The organism is Kribbella sp. NBC_00662 (assembly GCF_041430295.1).
Lineage (GTDB): Bacteria > Actinomycetota > Actinomycetes > Propionibacteriales > Kribbellaceae > Kribbella.
The window spans coordinates 297532-314628 of record NZ_CP109029.1; the positions used below are offsets into that span (position 1 = coordinate 297532).

Genomic DNA, 17097 nt, shown 5'->3' on the forward strand with positions numbered 1-17097 from the left:
ACCGGTGTGTCCGTGCAGGACCGGGTCAGGTGCAGGCGCCGGAGGCGGTGACCAGGCCGTTCACGCCGAGCGTGATGGTGTAGCCGTCACCGACCGGGCGGCTGCGCAGCAGCTGGTTGACGCCGACGGTGAGCTCGAGCCAGCCGGGGTCACCGGCGGGTGGATAGGTGCCGTTCTTCGCGTAGTACGCCTCGACGGCGACTTCCACGCTCTTCTTGTCGGTCTTGCAGGCGGCCGCGTTGCCGCGGTCCTGGATGCCGGAGACCGCGAAGACGACGACCCCGGACAGCACGCCCAGGATGACGATCACGACGAGCAGTTCGATCAGGGTGAAGCCGGACTGGTTCCTGGTGCGGGTCCTCTGGTTGCGGGCACGGCGGACTGTTCGGGCGACGGAGGCCCGAAGCGGGTAGTTCATGCTGCTTCCTTTACAGATGCTCCGGCAAGCGACGGAGACGGGGTCTTCCAGGCGCGGCAGCGCGAACGAGGACCTCGGCTCGACCCCTGTAAATCCAGCCGGATCCGCCCCACACATCCCCCCGGATGATGCTTTGCTGCCGCGTCAAAGACTCGTCTCTGCGAGCCCCGCGTCACAGCGGGTGAACGCCCGACGTCCCTGGCCACCCGACCGACACGTGTCGGTCGTTCGCCCGACAAGACGTCAGGCGCGACGCAGCAGTGATCTGGTCGCGTCCCAGCCCTCGAGGCCGGGATCCAGGCGCGCGATGTCGGCCGCAGACCGCAGCCGGTGCCAGCCCGGACCGATCGCGACAGCGTGCCGGCGAGGTTTGCGGGCTTCCAGGACGGACAGCGACGTGTCGAACGTTGGAGCGAGCTCCGCGACCCAGTCCGCGACCGGGGTCTTGGTCCCGATCGCCGCGAGCGTGCCGTCCTCGGCCGGGGTGACAGCGATGTCGGCGCTGCTGAGTGCGCGGAACAGCTTGCCGATCAGGAGCCCGGGCAGATCAGGTACGTCGTACGAGACGGCGACGACTGCCGCGGCCGGACCGGCGAGCTCGACCGCGTGCAGGACCGGTCGGGCGGCGTCGACGGAGTACGTCGGTGTGCCTGGCCAGGTCAGTGCACTCACCTCTGCGACGGCGTCATCGTCTCCACCGGCGACCGCGACCGCCACGTCGACGTGGTCGAGCGCGGCGAGTACTTCGTAGGTGTCCTCGGCCAGCGCCAGCCGCCACGCCTCGGGGTCCCGCCCGGGAGGAGCCCACGTCCCGGTGGCCGGCACGACGACAACCACAACGCGCCGGTCGGAGGCTGAGTCGGTCATGCGGGAGTGCTCACGTCGTCATAGGTCTCGCGGGCTGCGTTGACCTCGGGCATGTGGGTCTCGGCCCAGGTCTTGATGGAGGAGATCAGTGGCATCAAGGTGCGGCCCAGTTGCGTGAGTTCGTAGTCGACGCGTACCGGTACCGACGGGGTGACCGAGCGGGTGAGGAGACCGTCGCGTTCGAGGGAGCGGAGGGTCTGGGTCAGCATCTTCTGGCTGACACCGGCGATCCGGCGCGACAGGTCGGAGTACCGCTGGGGGCCGTCGGCGAGTGCGGTGAGGATGAGCGTCACCCACTTGTCGCTGATGCGGTCGAGGAGCTGCCGGGCCGGACAGCTCGCCAGGAACGCGTCGTACTCGCGGGCTGCTTCCTCGCGGAGCTGGGCGACGGTGCGGGTCGGCATGGCTCTCCTCGTCGTGCGATAGGCACCCTGAAGTGCGTACTTCCCGATAGAGAGTAACTCTCCCACAGTGGGTGCTGAACCCACACACAGGAGGGAAACGATATGCGCGCATTGGTCGCCCGCAGGCTCGACGGGCCGGATGCGATCGAGCTGATCGAGACCGAGGTACCGGAGCCCGCCGAGGGCCAGGTCCGGATCAAGGTGGCCGCCGCGGCGGTCAACCCGGTCGACCTGGCCGTCAGCGCGGGAGCTGCCGTGGAGTTCGGACTGACCGCCGCCCGGGAGCAGTTCGGTCTCGGCTGGGACGTGGCCGGCACTGTCGACGCTGTCGGACCCAACACGCAGGCACCGGCGGAGACGGTGGTCGGAGTGGCCGACCTGCTGGGGCGGAGCCTGAAGACGCACGCTGAGTACGTCGTGCTGAACGTGGACGCTGTCGTGCGTGCACCGGACGGGCTCGACCTGGCCAACGCAGCGACGTTCGGGCTCAATGGTCTGACCGCGCTGCATGCAGTCAACAGGTTGGAGGGACAGACCGTGCTCGTGACCGGCGCAGCAGGAGGCGTCGGCGGGTACGCCGTGGAGCTGGCCAAGCACCGTGGCCTGACAGTCATCGCCAGCGCCGGAGCCCGTGACGAAGAGCTGGTACGGCGCCTCGGCGCGGACCATTTCGTCGACCGGAACGAAGACCTGGCGGCAGCGGTACGACGGATCGTGCCCCTCGGGGTGGATGGGGTCGTGGACGCCGCCGTGGTCGGAATCGGCGCGCAAGAGGCCGTACGCAACGGCGGCCGACATGTGCACCTGCAGCCAGGCCCACGCCCGCCGCACCTTCGCGACATCACCGTGGAGCAGCAATTCATCCACACCAACCGGGAGGACCTGGAGGAGCTCGTTCGACTGGTCGAGGCCGGTGTCCTCTCGACCCGGGTCGCCGAGACCTACCGCCTCGAGGAGGCGACGGTTGCCTACAAGCGCGTCGCAGCTGGAGGCGTCCGGGGTCGAGTCGTGCTCCTACCCCAAGGCTGAGTGCAGGCGCAGCGCCACCTGGAGGTCGAGCGAGCGGTCCGGCGACTGCCAACCGTCGCCGAGCAGAGCGGTGACACGGTCCAACCGTTGCTGGACAGTGTTCGGATGGATATGCAGTGAGGTCGCCGCGCGGGTCGGACTCTGGCCGGCAGCGAAGTACGCCTGGAGCGTGCCGATCAGGTCAGTCCCGCGCTGTGTGTCGTAGTCGATGACCTTGCCGAGCACATGGTGCACATGACTCCGTACGTCGACATCGGATGCGCCGACCAGTCCCGCAACGCCGAGGTCGTCAGGTGTCGCGGACTCGCTCGTGCGGCCCAGTCGGACCATGGTGGCGACCAGCCGAGCGGCCTGGCGGTGCGCCTCGATCAGAGGCTCACCCCAGGCCGCAGGACCCGTCACAGCGATGGTGGCGTCTCCCCGCTTCGCCACCTCGGCCAGATCGCGAGCCGCGCCACCAGGCGTCGTACGAGCGAACAGCAGCACCAGATCGCCGCCGTACGGACCGGACAGCACCAGTCTGTCCTCCAGCGGTGCAGACAGCCGTGCACGTACGGCGGTGTGGTCGCCCCGGCACACTGCGACGACCAGGCGGTCGTGGCGATGGTTGGGCACGAGCAGCCGGAGCCGATCGGTCAGTGTGCGTGGATCGGCGCTTCCACTGAGTACGTCGGCGAGCAGATCGGCCTGTGCACGTTGGGATTGCTCAGCGGACTGGCGACGGAAGAGCAGAACCAGTGCGGTGACAACAGCAGCACGCTCCACAATGCGTCTGTCTGCGCCGGTCAGGTCGTCTGCGCCACCGATCACGAGCGCACCGAGCCGTTCGCCCTTGGCGGTCGCCGCGACGACCCAGCAGTCACCGACGCGGGTCAGCCGACCGGACTCGGACTCCTGCCAGGGCACTGACTCAGGCACTGCGCCGGCGACGGCAAGTTCGTTGCCAGCAGCATCGACCAGGACGACCCACACGTCGAGCAACTCAGCGAGTGCAGCAGCGATGGCGTCCACATCGCCGCCGGACAGGACGATGTCGGCGAATCGGTCGTGGGCGGCCGCAGCGTGTTCGACACCGGCGTGCGCGGCAGACAGCTGGTCCAGCGCGGCAGCTGTCTCCGCGGCCGCACGTACTTGGACGATCGTCACCGCGGCCAGCGTGGCCAGTGAACCGAGCAGCGACACCTCGTCACGGCTGAAGGGCCGCGCTGTCCGGTTGGACGCGAACAGTACGCCGACAAACGCCCCGTCTACGACCAGCGGCGTACCGCAGATCGCCACGAGTCCTTCCTCGCCGACTGCGTCGTCGATCGGCATGGTGTGGCGGAAGCGTCGGTCGGACGGGTAGTCCGCGGTCCAGTACGGCTTGTACGTCTCCGCGACCAGACCGCCGAGTCCAGCGCCCAGCGGGAGCCGCAGCTGTTGGAAGGCGGCGGACACCGAGCCGTCTGTCGCCCGCATGTACGTGTCACCACGGGTCTCGTCGTACAGCGTCAGGTAGGCGACGTCCGTGCCGATCAGCGTGCGGGCGCGGTGGACGATGGTGTCCAGTACGCCGCCCGGATCGCGGGCCGATGCCAGCTCCCGCGCCACGTCGACCAGCGCGGACAGCTCGGCCTCACGCTTCTTGCTGGCGTCCATACCGGCCCGGATGCGCAGGGCGAGGTCGCGTGCCACCGCGTCCTCGCCCGCCGCCCGGGCCAACTCGCTCCCGGGCGCATCCTCGGCCAGCAGCCGCAGAAGCTCCTCCATGGTTCTACAGAGTAGTGAGATCCCGGCGATGCGTTTCGGAGTACGACGTCACCGCGATCACCGAGATCACTGCGCACGCTGCCACGTACACAGCGATCGCATAGCCCGAGTCGTACGCCTTGAGCAGCGCCACCGCGATGAACGGCGCCAGACCGCCGGCGATGATCGATGCGAGCTGGTAGCCGACCGAGACACCGGAGTACCGCACGCGTGTCCCGAACAGCTCGGTGAAGAAGGACGCCTGCGGTCCGTACATCGCACCGTGGAAGATCAGCCCTACCGTCACAGCAAGAGTCGCCAGCGCGAAGTTGCGAGTGTCGATCAGCGCGATGAAGACGAACACCCAGATCCCCACGCCGACTGCACCGATCAGATAGACCGGCCGACGACCGACGCGGTCCGACAGCGCGCCCCACGCCGGGATAGCGAAGAAGTGGATGGCAGCACCGATCAGTACCGCGTTCAGAGCGAAGGACTTGCCCATGCCGAGGTGTTCCTTCGCGTACGTCGCGATGACGATCGTGAAGATGTAGTAGCTGACGTTCTCCGCCATCCGTGCACCCATCGCGGTCAGCACCTCACGTGGGTACCGCGTGATGACCTCCAGCAGCGGCAGCTTGTCCGCCGGCTCCTGCTTGGCGCGAGCCTCCTGGAACACCGGGGACTCCTCGATCCGCAGCCGCACCCACAACCCAACCAGCACGAGTACTGCGGACAGCAGGAACGGAATGCGCCAGCCCCACGCATTGAAGTCAGCGTCCGACTGGAACGCGGCCAGCCCAGCCAGTACGCCGTTCGCGATCAACTGTCCAGCCGGTGCACCAGCCTGCGGCCAGGACGCCCAGAAGCCACGCCTGGCCGGGTCACCGTGCTCGGACACGATCAGTACGGCGCCACCCCACTCGCCGCCAAGCGCGAAGCCCTGGATGAGCCGCAGTACCGTCAGCAGGATCGGTGCGAGCGTGCCGACCTGCGCGTACGTCGGCAGCAGGCCGATCGCGAAGGTGGCGAGCCCCATCATCAGCAGGGACAGCACGAGCAACTGCTTGCGTCCCAGCCGGTCACCGAAGTGCCCGAACACCACGCCGCCGATCGGCCGCGCGAAGAAGCCGACTGCGAATGTGGCGAAGCTCAGCAAGGTCCCGCTGAGCTCCTCGCCCTTCGGGAAGAACAGGTCGCCGAACACCACCGATGCGGCGACGCCGTACAGGAAGAAGTCGTACCACTCGACCGTCGTACCGACGAGACTCGCGCCCACCACTCGGACGATGGACGTGCGGGTGCGGACCGGTTCTGTAGCTGTCATGGGCGGGCTCCTGAGTTAGTGGGCGGTCCAGCCGCCGTCGAGTGCGAACGAGCTCCCCGTGATGGAGGCGGACGCCGGGCCGCACAGCATGGCCACCAGCTCCGCCACTTCGGCCGGTTCGATCAGCCGCTTCACCGCGACCGGCTCGAGCAGGACCTTGTCGAGCACCTCTGACTCGGACAGGCCGTGCGTCGCGGCCTGGTCCGCCAGCTGTGCGGTGACCAGCGGCGTACGGACGTAGGCCGGGTTGACGCAGTTGCTGGTCACTCCGTGGGCCGCACCCTCCAGTGCGACGACCTTGCTGAGGCCCTCCAGCCCGTGCTTCGCCGCGACGTACGCCGCCTTGAACGGACTGGCGCGGAGACCGTGGACCGAGCTGATGTTCACCACGCGGCCCCAGCCGGCGCCGTACATGTGTGGGATCGTCTGCCGGATCAGCCGGAACGGCGCCTCGAGCATGAGCCGGATGATGTAGCTGAACCGCTCCGGCGGGAACTGCTCGACCGGTGCGACCTGCTGGACTCCGGCGTTGTTGACCAGGATGTCGATGTCGGTCGGCAACTCGGACAGCCGCTCCAGATCGGACAGGTCGGCCAGAATCGTCTCGACGCCGTCCAGCGCGTCCAGACCGGCCTGGTCGAAGTCCACCGCGATCACGTGGACGCCGTCCGCGGCCAGGCGTTGGGCACAGGCCGCGCCGATGCCTGACGCGGCACCGGTGACGAGGGCTCGACGGGTCTCCATGGCCGATGACTGTAGAAATCGACGCTCCGCCGCACTATGGGATCGGGCCACACAACCCACCGATGCCGTGTGGGGCGACACGCCACTTGTCCACAGTCGCGCCTATCAAACCTGCGGGTGCCGATAGCTGGATCTATTGTTGAAACATGGTCGATATCGAACATCCGAAGAAGAAGGCCGCCGGCGTGCCCGCGGTGCTCTCGTCGTTCAAGTTCGGTTTCCGGGAGATGGGTCCCGTACGGACCGGCAAGGTCTTTCTGAAGATGAACCAGGACGGCGGCTTCGACTGCCCGTCCTGCGCCTGGCCGGACCCTGACCACAAGCGCAAACACGCGGCCGAGTTCTGCGAGAACGGCGCGAAGGCGGTCGCCTGGGAGGCGACCCGCAAGCGCGTGCCGCGGGAGTTCTTCGCCGAGCACCCGGTCGAGGCGATGAACGAGATCTCGGAGTTCGACCTCGGCAAGCTCGGCCGGATCACCGAGCCGATGCTGCTCCGGGCCGGTGCGACCAACTACGAGCCGGTCGGCTGGGACGAGGCGTTCCAGGTCGTCGCGCGGCACCTCAAAGCCCTGGTCGACCCCAACGATGCTGTCTTCTACACGTCCGGCCGGACCAGCAACGAGGCCGCCTTCCTCTACCAGCTCTTCGTCCGCGCCTACGGCACCAACAACCTCCCCGACTGCTCGAACATGTGCCACGAGTCTTCCGGTACGGCGCTGTCGCGCGTGATCGGCAGCGGTAAGGGCGCCGTCACGCTGGAGATGCTGGAAGAGGCCGAGCTGATCGTCGTCGTCGGCCAGAACCCGGGCACCAACGCACCCCGGATGCTCAGCCACCTCGAGATCGCCAAGCGCAACGGCGGCGACATCGTCGCGGTCAACCCGCTGCCCGAGCCCGGGCTGATGAACTTCAAGAACCCGCAGGCAGCGCGCGGCTGGATCGGCAAGGGCACCAAGCTGGCCGACCAGCACCTGCAGATCCGGATCGGCGGCGACCAGGCACTGTTCCTTGCCATCGGCCACCTTCTGCTCGAGGCCGAGGCGGACAACCCGGGCACTGTGCTGGACAAGTCGTTCATCGACTCGCACACCAGCGGGTTCGACCTCTACGCCAAACACAACACCGAGCTCGACTGGCCCGCGGTCGAGCAGGCGACCGGGCTGCGGCGCGCCGAGATCGAGGAGCTCACCCAGCGGTTCATCAAGTCCAAGGCGACGGTGATCTGCTGGGCGATGGGGCTGACCCAGCACCGCGAGGCGGTCGCGACGATCAGCGAGATCGTCAACGTCCTGCTCCTGCAGGGCAACATCGGCAAGCCGGGCGCCGGACCGTGCCCCGTCCGCGGTCACTCGAATGTGCAGGGCGACCGCAGCATGGGCATCTGGGAGAAGATGCCGGACACGTTCCTGGACAAGCTCGACTCCGAGTTCGCCTTCACCTCGCCACGCGAGCACGGCATCGACGCGGCGGAGACGGTCAAGCGGCTGCGGGAAGGCGCAGTCCGCGTGTTCGTCGCGATGGGCGGCAACTTCGCGTCCGCGACGCCTGACACCGAGGTCGTGCATCGCGGTCTGCGCGAGTGCGATCTGACCGTGCACGTGTCGACGAAGCTGAACCGGTCGCACACGATCACCGGCCGCGAGGCGCTGATCCTGCCGACGCTCGGGCGGACCGACCACGACCACACCCCGGCGGGTCCGCAGTCGGTCACGGTCGAGGACTCGCAAGGCGCCGTACACCTCTCGACCGGCAACCTGATTCCGCCCGGGCCGGAGATGAAGTCGGAGATCGGCATCATCTGCGGGCTGGCGCAGGCCGTCGTACCTTCCGTGGGCCAGATCCCGTGGGCCGACTTCGCCGATGACTACAGCCTGATCCGGCAGCGGATCGGGCGGGTGGCCGACGGGTACGAGGACTTCGAGGATCGCCTGCGGGCCAACGAAGGCGGCTTCCTGCTGGCGCATGCGGCGCGGGACAAGCGTGAGTTCAAGACGTCGGACTCACGGGCGCAGTTCACCGCGAACGAGCTGACCTGGTTGCCGACGGAGCCTGGCCGGCTGTTGCTGCAGACGATGCGGAGCCACGACCAGTTCAACACCACGATCTACGGCCTCGAGGACCGGTACCGCGGCGTCAACGGGACGCGCGAGGTGGTCTTCGTGAACCCGGACGACCTGGCCGAGCTCGGCCTCCAGGACGGCGCGTACGTCGACATCGTCAGCGAGTTCCGTGGTGTCGAGCGGCGCGCCTCGAACTTCCGGCTGGTGTCCTACCCGACGGCGCGCGGTTGCGTGGCGGCGTACTACCCGGAGACGAACGTGCTGATGTCGGCGGACGACGTCGCGAAGGGCAGCAACACCCCCGTCGCGAAGGGGCTCACGGTCAGGCTGGAGCCAGTCGCTTCCTGAACAACGGCTGGAGCGCTGCGAGTGCGACCGCAATCGCAGCGCTTGTCAGCCAGAGCCCTGCCGGGCCTGCCTTCTCGAGGAGTTGGGTGACGGTGAGCGGGGCGATCGTGGTCGCGATCCCCCAGCTCAGGCCGAACACGGCCAGGTACCGCCCGCGGCCCTCGTCGGGTGCGAGTCCGGAGGCCTGCGTGAGGTAGCGGGTCAGGAGGAACAGGTCGCCGAGGCTCCAGAGGATCGAGGCGATCACGAAGACTGCCAGGTTGGCTGCGAAGGCGCAGACGACCAGTCCGGCCGCGAGCAGAAGGTAGCCGATGGCGATGGATCGGAAGTCGTCGAGGTTCCGCACGCGAAGCAGGCGTTGCGCGGCGATCAGGGTGATCGCGGAGATGGCGAGGATGATGCCGATGCCGGACTTCGGGAGCCCTTGTTCGAGCAGTGTCAGCGGCAGTCCGATGATGATCTGCATGTAGATCGTCGCGAAGATCGTGCCGCCGGCGAGGAGCAGCAGCAGCCGGCGATCACGCCACACCGACACCGTCGGTGCCGCCTCCACCAACTGCGGACCAGACGCCTCTCGTCCCAGCCGCGCGTCGGCTGGGAGAGCTATCGCGACGAGTGCCGCACAGGACAGACAAGTGATCGCGTCGGCGACGAACAGCCAGCGGAGGTCGACATGGCTGATCGCAGCCGCGAGCAATCCCGCCAGCACACCCGCGGCGGCAAGCGCGGCGCTGTAGAGGCCGTACGCCGCCGGCCGGTCGCCGGGCTCGGTGACGTCAGCGATCATCGCCTGGCTCGGCGGCTCGTAGATCTCGAACGCGAGGCCGAGCATGACCGTGGCGAACACCGCCGACCACAAGGTGTGGCTGAGGGCGATCCAGAGCTGGGCGATCGCGCAGCCGGTCAGGCCGAGGACGATCGTCCGGCGCCGGCCGAGGCGGTCGGCCAACTGACCGCCGAGCAGCCGGGACGGGATCGTCGCGGCGCCGAAGACCGCGAGGATCAGGCCGGTCTGACCGAGCGACGCCCCGAACTCGACCGTGAGCACCACACCGAGGAACGGGAGCGTGAACGCGCCGATCCGGTTGACCGCGCGGGCGACGACCAGGATCCAGACGGTCCGAGACAGCCCGCGCCACGGCGCGGTCAGCGTGACAACAGCACTCATCACAACTCCATGACTGTCTAAACGGATATGATCGGTCACGCGAGAGCCTACGGAGAGGACCCATGACCGGTCAAGTGTCTTTTGATAGTCACGCCCGGAGTGTGCTGGCGGCGTCGGTCGAGTACGTGAACCGGCTGACCCCGGGGTACTCCGGCGGTGTCGCGTACGCCGCACCCGCGGACGACCCCGAGTCCGTCACGGCGGCGGTCGCCGACGCGCTGACCGCGATCGGCTATCCACCGAAGTCGGTCCCGGTCGACGACGCACGGCGGCTCGTAGCACTGGCTCGCCGCATGCGCATCGTCTTCGAGTCCGCGGCGGCCGACGACCTCGACGCCGCCGCCACCGAGATCAACAAGCTCCTCGTCGACACCAACGCCCGCCCCCAACTCGACCGCGGCCGCGACCGGCCCTGGAGCCTCCACTTCCACGGCCCCGACGAACAACTCGCCAACGGCTGGGCAGCCGGCTGCGCCGCCGGCCTGGCCCTCGCCGTCGGCAGCGACCTGGCCGGCCGCCTCGGCGTCTGCGCCGCACCCCACTGCGACCGCGTCTTCGTCGACGTATCCAAGAACGGCCAACGCCGCTTCTGCTCCCCCCAATGCCAAAGCCGCGTCAAAGCCGCCGCCCACCGCGCCCGCCAGAATCCTCCGCACACAAGCAGATCCGCCGAAAACTAGTTGCTATCGGCCACCAAGTTCGCAACCCGGCAGCGTTTCCAATGAGCGCTTGCGTCAAGTTTCCTTGGCTTTGCCCAACCGCTGGACCAGAACTGGCGATCGTCGTACCGTTCAGTCCGGTTGGGGGGAAATACAATGCAAAACTGTCGTTCTTGTGGTGCGGGCAATCGGGCCAGCGCCACCTACTGCGGCACGTGTGGAGTGCCGCTTCCGTCGATTGACGAAACTGCGAGACCACCCGGGGATTCACCACCGTCGGACGCCACGCGCTATTTGTGTGCGGCCGTCCAATTGGACAGCAGGCTCGCCAAGGAAGTCGTCCGCGACATCGTGGACGAGGAGTTCACGGCGCCGCCGTCGTCGCCGGACGTCGACCTGGTGCCGGTCATGCTGCATGCTGTCGCAGCCCGGAAACGCCAGCTGATCCGCGATCTCCTGCTCACGCTGCTGATGTGCACCGCGGTGTGGGTCTGTACAGCTCGAAGTACGTCGGTGTGCTGCTGGCGCTCGCGCTGTGCTGGGTGGTGGTCGTCGGCGAGACCCTGGTCGCGACGTACGGCGTGGTCGCGCACGATCTTCGCCCGGGCCGGTTCCAGCCGGACGCGATGTCCCCGCCGGGCAACAGCAAACTCGGTCGACGCCTCAAGCAGGTCGCGGCGGCCGGTCAGGGGAACGTCAGCGTCTACAGCGCCTACACGCCGTTCGTCGGCTGCGGGATCACACTCGATTCCTGGTCGTTCGCTCTCGACACGCACGAAGCGGCCGCCGGCCGCGTCGCCGAGTCGTTCACTGCGCTGGAGGTGCACGACTTCGTCCAGGAGCAGTTGCGCGACCTGCGTACGGGCAAGGTCACGATGTCGGACCGCGTCTTCGTCGACGGCCGCGACATCCGCGGTGACCGCCGGTTCCTTCCGGACCAACTCGGCGTACCGAGGCCGGCTGTCGATCGCTCGCTGGTCCGCAGCCTGACGTTGGAGCCTGAGGACCGGGCACGCCCGTACCTGACGATTCAGTCGAGCGGCTGGCGCGGCCAGCTCGTCCTCTCGACGTTCCTGCGCTTCGTCGTGACTCCGCAGGAGCTGTTCATGGAGGTCAGTCACTGCCTGCTGGCACCGGTACGCGACGAGTTCCAGGAGGTGGACAGGCTGCTGCCGCAGCCGACCATGCGCCAGGCGATCCGGATCGGCGGGCGGGCGTTGCGGCGTACGCCGGGTCATGTACTGCGTGCTCCGTTCGCGATCGCGGCTCACCTACTCAGTCCGGTCACGGCCGCTCTCCAGCGGTCGAGGCAACGGCGGGAGATCTTCAGCTCGCTCCGGTTCAACTACGGCGCAGCGCGCAGCCCGCGAGAGACGGCCAGCGATACGCGGTACCAGCGCTACTTCCAGCAGCTCGACAACGACCTGTACACCAAGGTGATCGAGCGGCGGCTGCTGCAGTCGTTGAACCGGTTCCTCGAGTCCAAGGGCATCGACACCGCCGAGCTGAGCCAGCACCGGACAACGATCGAGAACCATGGCGTGTACGTCGCCGACGGCGGCACCGTCAAAGCCGAGAGCCTCGCGGTCGGGACCGGTGCCCGCGCGAGCTCCGTACTCATGAGAGTCGCCAACGCAGCCAAGCAGAGCGTCAACGACGCGGCCGGAAGGAACTGAGCACTGATGGAGAAGAACTACGGAATCCGGGTCTCCGGTGGGAGCGTCACCGCCGGTGCGATGGCCGCCGGCGAGGGCGCGACCGCGACCAACATCTCCGCGGTGTCCGCCGGGTCGCTCGCCGACGCGCGGGCCGGGATGTCTCAGCTCCTCGAACTGCTGCACGCGCAGTCGGAGCGGCTGGAACGGCCTGACGACACCATCGCGATGGCCGAACTCGCCGAACACGAACTGGCCAAGGACGAGCCCGACAAGAATTCGGTACTGCGCCTGCTGGAACTGATCGCATCCGGCGCCAAGTCGATTGCCACCATCGGCGGCGCGGTGACCGTGGTCCAGCAGGCGGTTGCTGCGATCTTCTGATCGTCCGGGGGGACACATCAATGCCTGCTTACTGCACATCTTGCGGCACGCGTCGAGCGGAGGGGGACGAGGTCTGCTCGCACTGCGAGGCTGCTTTCAAGGACGTCGACGAAACGCGGTCGGCCGACAGTCCGCCCGGACACGGGGCGAGTTGGTTCGTCGGCCTCACCATGGTTCTCGCGGTGATCGTGACCGGTGGGATCCTCGGTATCGACGCGCTGATCGGACGAGCCACCGCGGCTGCATCCGATCAGGTCCAGCACCAATGGCTCACGCCCGACGGGTACATCACGTCGGGTCCGGTCGAACCGGCGGAGGAGACTCCGAGCGAGCCTTGGGTGCCTCCGGCAACGGAGGACGAGACGAGCGAGCCCGTGCCGATCGAGACGACTCCCACTCCTGAGGTGGGGAACGAGTTGATCGCCGTTGATCCCGCGGCCGCGCAGGAACCGACCGCGCCGGATGTCGTTCGGCTGCTGACGTCGTACTTCACCGCTATCAACAACCACGACTACGACAGCTACCAGGTGCTCCTCACCCCTGCCGCGCTGGCGACGCAGACCCGCAAACAGTTCACGAACGGCTTTCGCTCTACCGTGGACTCGGACATCACACTGCTCGGACTGAGCACCGCGACTGACGGCCGGTTACTGGCCCAGGTCTCCTTCGTCAGCAGGCAGAACGCCGAGGACGGACCCGACGGACAGACCTGCACCCGCTGGACCGTCGGCAAGTTCCTCGAGGGCGAGGGCGCCAACCTCCAGATCGGCAAAGCCCTCTCCGGCCACGCCAGCCACGAAGCGTGCTGAGGTCAAGGGCGGGTTGCTCGGCTGCTGCGGCCCAGGTCGCGGATGGCGACGTAGTCCCACGTGTCGAGCGCCCCACCCGAATGGATTTCGGGTGGGGCACTGCCGGTCAGCCGACGGGTGTTAGTTCGCGTTCTTCCTCTGGGGTGGCGGGAGGTGCGGCGTGCTTGGCGGGCTTGGGGCGGAGCCACTTGGGTGCCCACCAGTTGGCGTCGCCGAGGAGGATCATCGCGCTGGGCAGGATGACCGCGCGGATGATCGTTGCGTCGATCAGGATCGCGACGGCGAGGCCGACGCCGAGTTGCTTCATGTCCAGCGTGCTCAGCGTCGCGAAGACCGCGAACACCCCGATCATGACTGCCGCCGCGCTGGTCACCACGCCGGCCGAGCCGGTGATGCCCTCGGCGACGGCCTGCTTGGTCGGGACGCCGCGCAGTACTGCTTCGCGGATCCGGCTGACGACGAACACGTGGTAGTCCATCGACAGACCGAACAGGACCACGAAGAGGAACAGTGGCAGCCAACTGACGACCGCGCCGTTCGACCGGAAGTGCAGTAGCCCTTCGGCCCAGGTGTTCTGGAAGACCGCGGTGACGACGCCGTACGCCGCTCCCGCGCTCAGCAGGTTGAGCCCGATCGCGGTGACCGCGACGACCACCGAGCGGAACGTCACCATCATCACGATCATCGTCAGCAGCAGGACGAACCCGATCACCAGCGGCAGCTTGTCCCGGGTGTGCGCGGCATAGTCGACGTCCGCGGCGACGAACCCACCGACGGCGTACTCAACGCCCGGCACCTTGCCGACCGTCTCCGGCATCAGTTCCTTGCGCAGCTTGGTCAGCGAGTCGCGGGCCTGCTGGCTGCCGCCCTCGTACGGCGTGGCGACCTCGAGCGTCGTGACCGTGCCGTCCTTGGAGGCACGCGGCTCCTCGAGACCATCGGCAGCGAACAGCTTGTCGTCCTTGGTGCGCTGCATCAGCTCGGCCAGCGCAGCCTTGACCGCAGGCGCCTCGTTGGCTGGCGCCCGTACGGCGACCTCGTGGCTGGTACCCGTGCTCGGGAACGCCGCCGTCAGCCGGTCGTACGCCTTCATCACCGATGTCGTCCGGGGCAGATCCTCGGTGCCCGGGAACTTCAACTGCATCCCGAGCGCCGGCGACGCAACCGCGAGCAGCGCAGTGACGGCGACGAGCAGCGTCGCGATCGGGTGCTTCAGAGCCGGCTTCAGCACGGTCGGCCAGAACCGCGGCTGACCCTTCGATGCCGTCAACCGCCACACGAGCGGGATCCGCGGGCGATCGACCCACCGACCGAGCTTCGCGAGTACGGCGGGCAGCACGGTCAGCGAGCCGACGACGGCAACCGCGACGACGAGGATCGAACCGACCGCGAACGACGAGAAGACCGCATCGCGGGCGAGGAACAGTCCCGCCATCGAGATGATGACCGCAGTACCCGACACCACGACCGCGTGCCCGGAGGTCGCCGCGGCGATCTCGACCGCGTCGACGTGACCGCGGCCCTTGGCGCGCTCCTCGCGTTCACGGCGGAGGTAGAAGAGTGAGTAGTCGACGCCGACCGCCATACCGATCAGCAGGATGACGCTGTTGACCGCGTCGACCGCGGGTACGAGCTGTGATGCCGCAGCCGCTAAGCCGATCGCTGCGGCTACCGCGGACAACGCGAGCAGCAGCGGCACCGAGGCAGCGATCAGTGCGCCGAACGCGATCAAGAGGATCGCGAGCGTCACCGGCAGGCTGAACATCTCGGCCCGCTTGAAGTCCTTGCCGAGCGTCTCGTTGAGTGCCTTGTCGATGGACAGTCCACCGACCTCTTCGATCCGCAGGTTCGGGTACTGCCGCTGGACCTGGGCGGTCGTGTCGAGCAGCGGCTGGACCCGCGCGTCGGAGTCTGCGCCTTCGGCGGCGTCCTTCAGGGTGACCCTGACGATCACCGCCTCCTTGTTCGGCGACGGCATCGGCTGCGCGACTTCCGCGACCCCACCGAGGGCGCGCATGCGCTGGATCACGACGCCGGCGGCCTTGGTCGCCGCGGTCCGGTCGAGCTGTCCGGACGGCGCCGTGATCAGCACGCTCTCGACGTCCGGGTCGTCGAAGTTGCCGGACTTGACGATGTTGTCCGCCCGGGTCACCTCGCCGATGTCGCCCTCGTTCTTCGACTCCTTGGTGCCGGTGATCGAGCCGAGCGCGAAGCAGGCGGCCACGACCACAACCCACATCCCGATCGCCCGCCACGGATGGGTGGCGCTCCAGCGCGCCGCCCGTACCGTGATCTGTCCCCTGGCCATGCTTCCCTGCCCCTCTGCGCCCCCTCGGGCACCCCACCCAGCGCTCCTGGCGTGGCGCTGGCTACGGGCAAAAGCCTGACCGGCCGGGACCGGTCGCGGCCATGGAGGAAGCCACCCAGTCGACCCTGGGGCTAGCCCTACCCCACCCTTTCCCGTACGCCCTACGAGCCGGGGTGATCGGAGGTCAGAAGTCCTCGAGGTCGAGCGAGGAGGCGGCTGAAACGCCCTCCAGATACCCCTCGGCGCGCTCGGCCTTCGGGTAGCGACGGACCAGGTCCCAGAAGGTGGCGTTGTGGGTCGGCTCGATCAGATGAGCCAGCTCGTGGACCAGCACGTAGTCGACGACCCAGCCCGGCATCGACTGCAACCGGGTGGACAAACGGATCGATCTGTCCGCCGGGGTGCAGGATCCCCACCGTCTGTTTTGGTTCGAAACCCACCTCACAGACGCAGGTTCGGGCACTTCTGGGAGGTGGCGACACGCGAGTTCGTGTGCTCTGGCCAACAATTTTTCGTCCGACACGCGCGATCGGCTGCGCTGCTTCTCGAGCCGCGCCAGCATGGTCTCGACCCAGCGCGCCTCCTCGGCGGCGGACAGCCGGTCGGGCATCAGCACGACCACCCGCTCGCCGTCGCGGTACGCGCTGACCGTGCGCTTGCGGCGCTTGCTGCGCCGGATATCCACATACGACGGGATCGGGCGCGGTGGGGAGTCGGCCATGGCTCAAAAATGTACCCCCCGAATCCGACAACTTTCTTCGGTCCACATCCTGTGCATCGGCGTTTCCGCAGGTCAGACGCCAGATTTTGAACCCGCCGATCCCTGTTGTTCACACCCTGTTCCCCCGCCCGTCCACAGCGTCGAGCGGCGCGCCCCACAGGTTGCACACAGAGTTATCCACAGGGGTGGACAACGCGGGCTTGCCTGCGCCGCCGTCGCCTCTTAGCGTCATCTGCAACAGGCTCCCGGACCGCCTCCGGGGCCGCTCGGAGGGGAAGCCGAGCTGCTCCGGAGGCGGATCACCGGGAGCCTGTTCTGTGTCGGCGAAAGTTTCGGTAAGGGCTTTCCTCGGGGGATTCCGGCGGCGCGCGGGCCCTGAGGTGCGCTTGAGCCTGAGCCAGGAGGCCGTAGGGTGAATCCCGACTGGGCCGCACGGCCTACGGCAGGACGGTCTGCCGTTCAGCATCC

Annotated in this window: 15 protein-coding genes; 6 read left to right on the forward strand and 9 right to left on the reverse strand. The window is 67.9% G+C overall.

The annotated features are described in order from the left end of the window. Positions 1-25: 25 nt before the first annotated feature. The 3 genes from OHA10_RS01440 to OHA10_RS01450 form a co-directional block, all read right to left on the reverse strand. On the reverse strand, positions 26-418 hold the full coding sequence (locus OHA10_RS01440) for a type II secretion system protein (RefSeq protein ID WP_371404339.1): 393 nt from the start codon (positions 416-418) through the stop codon (positions 26-28). A 243-nt stretch (positions 419-661) separates the two neighbouring features. Beyond that, entirely contained in the window at positions 662-1285 is a 624-nt protein-coding gene (locus OHA10_RS01445; protein ID WP_371404340.1) for a DUF2064 domain-containing protein, read from the reverse strand. After that, positions 1282-1689, reverse strand: coding sequence for a winged helix-turn-helix transcriptional regulator (locus OHA10_RS01450; RefSeq protein WP_371404341.1), 408 nt, complete (start codon positions 1687-1689; stop codon positions 1282-1284). Before OHA10_RS01450 ends, OHA10_RS01445 begins: the two co-directional genes overlap by 4 nt. 102 nt (positions 1690-1791) lie before the next feature. Between OHA10_RS01450 and OHA10_RS01455 the strand changes: the two genes are divergently transcribed. Beyond that, positions 1792-2718, forward strand: a complete 927-nt coding sequence (locus OHA10_RS01455) for an NADP-dependent oxidoreductase (protein WP_371404342.1) — start codon at positions 1792-1794, stop codon at positions 2716-2718. Here OHA10_RS01455 and OHA10_RS01460 read toward each other — a convergent pair. The 3 genes from OHA10_RS01460 to OHA10_RS01470 are packed head-to-tail and all read right to left on the reverse strand — an operon-like array spanning position 2704 to position 6517. Beyond that, positions 2704-4467, reverse strand: a complete 1764-nt coding sequence (locus OHA10_RS01460) for a helix-turn-helix domain-containing protein (RefSeq protein ID WP_371404343.1) — start codon at positions 4465-4467, stop codon at positions 2704-2706. The genes OHA10_RS01455 and OHA10_RS01460 overlap by 15 nt on opposite strands. 4 nt (positions 4468-4471) lie before the next feature. Further along, positions 4472-5773 carry an MFS transporter gene (locus tag OHA10_RS01465; RefSeq protein WP_371404344.1) on the reverse strand — a complete coding sequence of 434 codons (1302 nt, stop codon included), beginning with the start codon at positions 5771-5773 and terminating at the stop codon, positions 4472-4474. Between the two features lie 15 nt (positions 5774-5788). Beyond that, positions 5789-6517 (reverse strand): 3-hydroxybutyrate dehydrogenase, encoded by a 729-nt coding sequence (locus OHA10_RS01470; RefSeq protein WP_371404345.1) that lies wholly within the window; start codon positions 6515-6517, stop codon positions 5789-5791. Between the two features lie 146 nt (positions 6518-6663). Here OHA10_RS01470 and OHA10_RS01475 point away from each other — a divergent pair, with 146 nt between their 5' ends. Beyond that, positions 6664-8925, forward strand: coding sequence for an FdhF/YdeP family oxidoreductase (locus OHA10_RS01475; RefSeq protein ID WP_371404346.1), 2262 nt, complete (start codon positions 6664-6666; stop codon positions 8923-8925). On the opposite strand, the gene OHA10_RS01480 is transcribed toward OHA10_RS01475, so the two are convergent. Next, positions 8900-10093, reverse strand: a complete 1194-nt coding sequence (locus OHA10_RS01480) for an MFS transporter (protein ID WP_371404347.1) — start codon at positions 10091-10093, stop codon at positions 8900-8902. The two genes, OHA10_RS01475 and OHA10_RS01480, sit on opposite strands and share 26 nt — an antisense overlap. 62 nt (positions 10094-10155) lie before the next feature. Between OHA10_RS01480 and OHA10_RS01485 the strand changes: the two genes are divergently transcribed. From OHA10_RS01485 to OHA10_RS01500, 4 genes are all read left to right on the forward strand, one after another. Beyond that, positions 10156-10773, forward strand: a complete 618-nt coding sequence (locus OHA10_RS01485) for a CGNR zinc finger domain-containing protein (RefSeq protein ID WP_371404348.1) — start codon at positions 10156-10158, stop codon at positions 10771-10773. 452 nt (positions 10774-11225) lie between these two features. Then, the gene (locus tag OHA10_RS01490) at positions 11226-12428 is read left to right on the forward strand and encodes a hypothetical protein (RefSeq protein WP_371404349.1); all 1203 of its coding nucleotides are present in this window, start codon (positions 11226-11228) and stop codon (positions 12426-12428) included. Between the two features lie 6 nt (positions 12429-12434). After that, positions 12435-12791: a hypothetical protein gene (locus tag OHA10_RS01495; RefSeq protein ID WP_371404350.1), complete on the forward strand. Its 357-nt coding sequence runs from the start codon at positions 12435-12437 to the stop codon at positions 12789-12791. Between the two features lie 182 nt (positions 12792-12973). Further along, positions 12974-13600 carry a hypothetical protein gene (locus OHA10_RS01500; protein ID WP_371404351.1) on the forward strand — a complete coding sequence of 209 codons (627 nt, stop codon included), beginning with the start codon at positions 12974-12976 and terminating at the stop codon, positions 13598-13600. A gap of 106 nt (positions 13601-13706) precedes the next feature. On the opposite strand, the gene OHA10_RS01505 is transcribed toward OHA10_RS01500, so the two are convergent. Both OHA10_RS01505 and OHA10_RS01510 read right to left on the reverse strand, forming a co-directional pair. Continuing rightward, on the reverse strand, positions 13707-15908 hold the full coding sequence (locus tag OHA10_RS01505; RefSeq protein ID WP_371404352.1) for an MMPL family transporter: 2202 nt from the start codon (positions 15906-15908) through the stop codon (positions 13707-13709). Between the two features lie 184 nt (positions 15909-16092). Next, complete coding sequence (locus OHA10_RS01510) at positions 16093-16629, reverse strand: YgjP-like metallopeptidase domain-containing protein (protein WP_371404353.1); 537 nt, start codon at positions 16627-16629, stop codon at positions 16093-16095. Between the last annotated feature and the right edge of the window lie 468 nt (positions 16630-17097).

Bases quoted from the DNA above. Each gene is read 5' to 3' on its own strand.
- OHA10_RS01445 (WP_371404340.1), bottom strand. From the start codon at position 1,285: ATGACCGACTCAGCCTCCGACCGGCGCGTTGTGGTTGTCGTCGTGCCG.
- OHA10_RS01485 (WP_371404348.1), top strand. From the start codon at position 10,156: ATGACCGGTCAAGTGTCTTTTGATAGTCACGCCCGGAGTGTGCTGGCG.
- OHA10_RS01465 (WP_371404344.1), bottom strand. From the start codon at position 5,773: ATGACAGCTACAGAACCGGTCCGCACCCGCACGTCCATCGTCCGAGTG.
- OHA10_RS01460 (WP_371404343.1), bottom strand. From the start codon at position 4,467: ATGGAGGAGCTTCTGCGGCTGCTGGCCGAGGATGCGCCCGGGAGCGAG.
- OHA10_RS01440 (WP_371404339.1), bottom strand. From the start codon at position 418: ATGAACTACCCGCTTCGGGCCTCCGTCGCCCGAACAGTCCGCCGTGCC.
- OHA10_RS01495 (WP_371404350.1), top strand. From the start codon at position 12,435: ATGGAGAAGAACTACGGAATCCGGGTCTCCGGTGGGAGCGTCACCGCC.
- OHA10_RS01510 (WP_371404353.1), bottom strand. From the start codon at position 16,629: ATGGCCGACTCCCCACCGCGCCCGATCCCGTCGTATGTGGATATCCGG.
- OHA10_RS01450 (WP_371404341.1), bottom strand. From the start codon at position 1,689: ATGCCGACCCGCACCGTCGCCCAGCTCCGCGAGGAAGCAGCCCGCGAG.
- OHA10_RS01455 (WP_371404342.1), top strand. From the start codon at position 1,792: ATGCGCGCATTGGTCGCCCGCAGGCTCGACGGGCCGGATGCGATCGAG.
- OHA10_RS01475 (WP_371404346.1), top strand. From the start codon at position 6,664: ATGGTCGATATCGAACATCCGAAGAAGAAGGCCGCCGGCGTGCCCGCG.
- OHA10_RS01505 (WP_371404352.1), bottom strand. From the start codon at position 15,908: ATGGCCAGGGGACAGATCACGGTACGGGCGGCGCGCTGGAGCGCCACC.
- OHA10_RS01470 (WP_371404345.1), bottom strand. From the start codon at position 6,517: ATGGAGACCCGTCGAGCCCTCGTCACCGGTGCCGCGTCAGGCATCGGC.
- OHA10_RS01480 (WP_371404347.1), bottom strand. From the start codon at position 10,093: ATGAGTGCTGTTGTCACGCTGACCGCGCCGTGGCGCGGGCTGTCTCGG.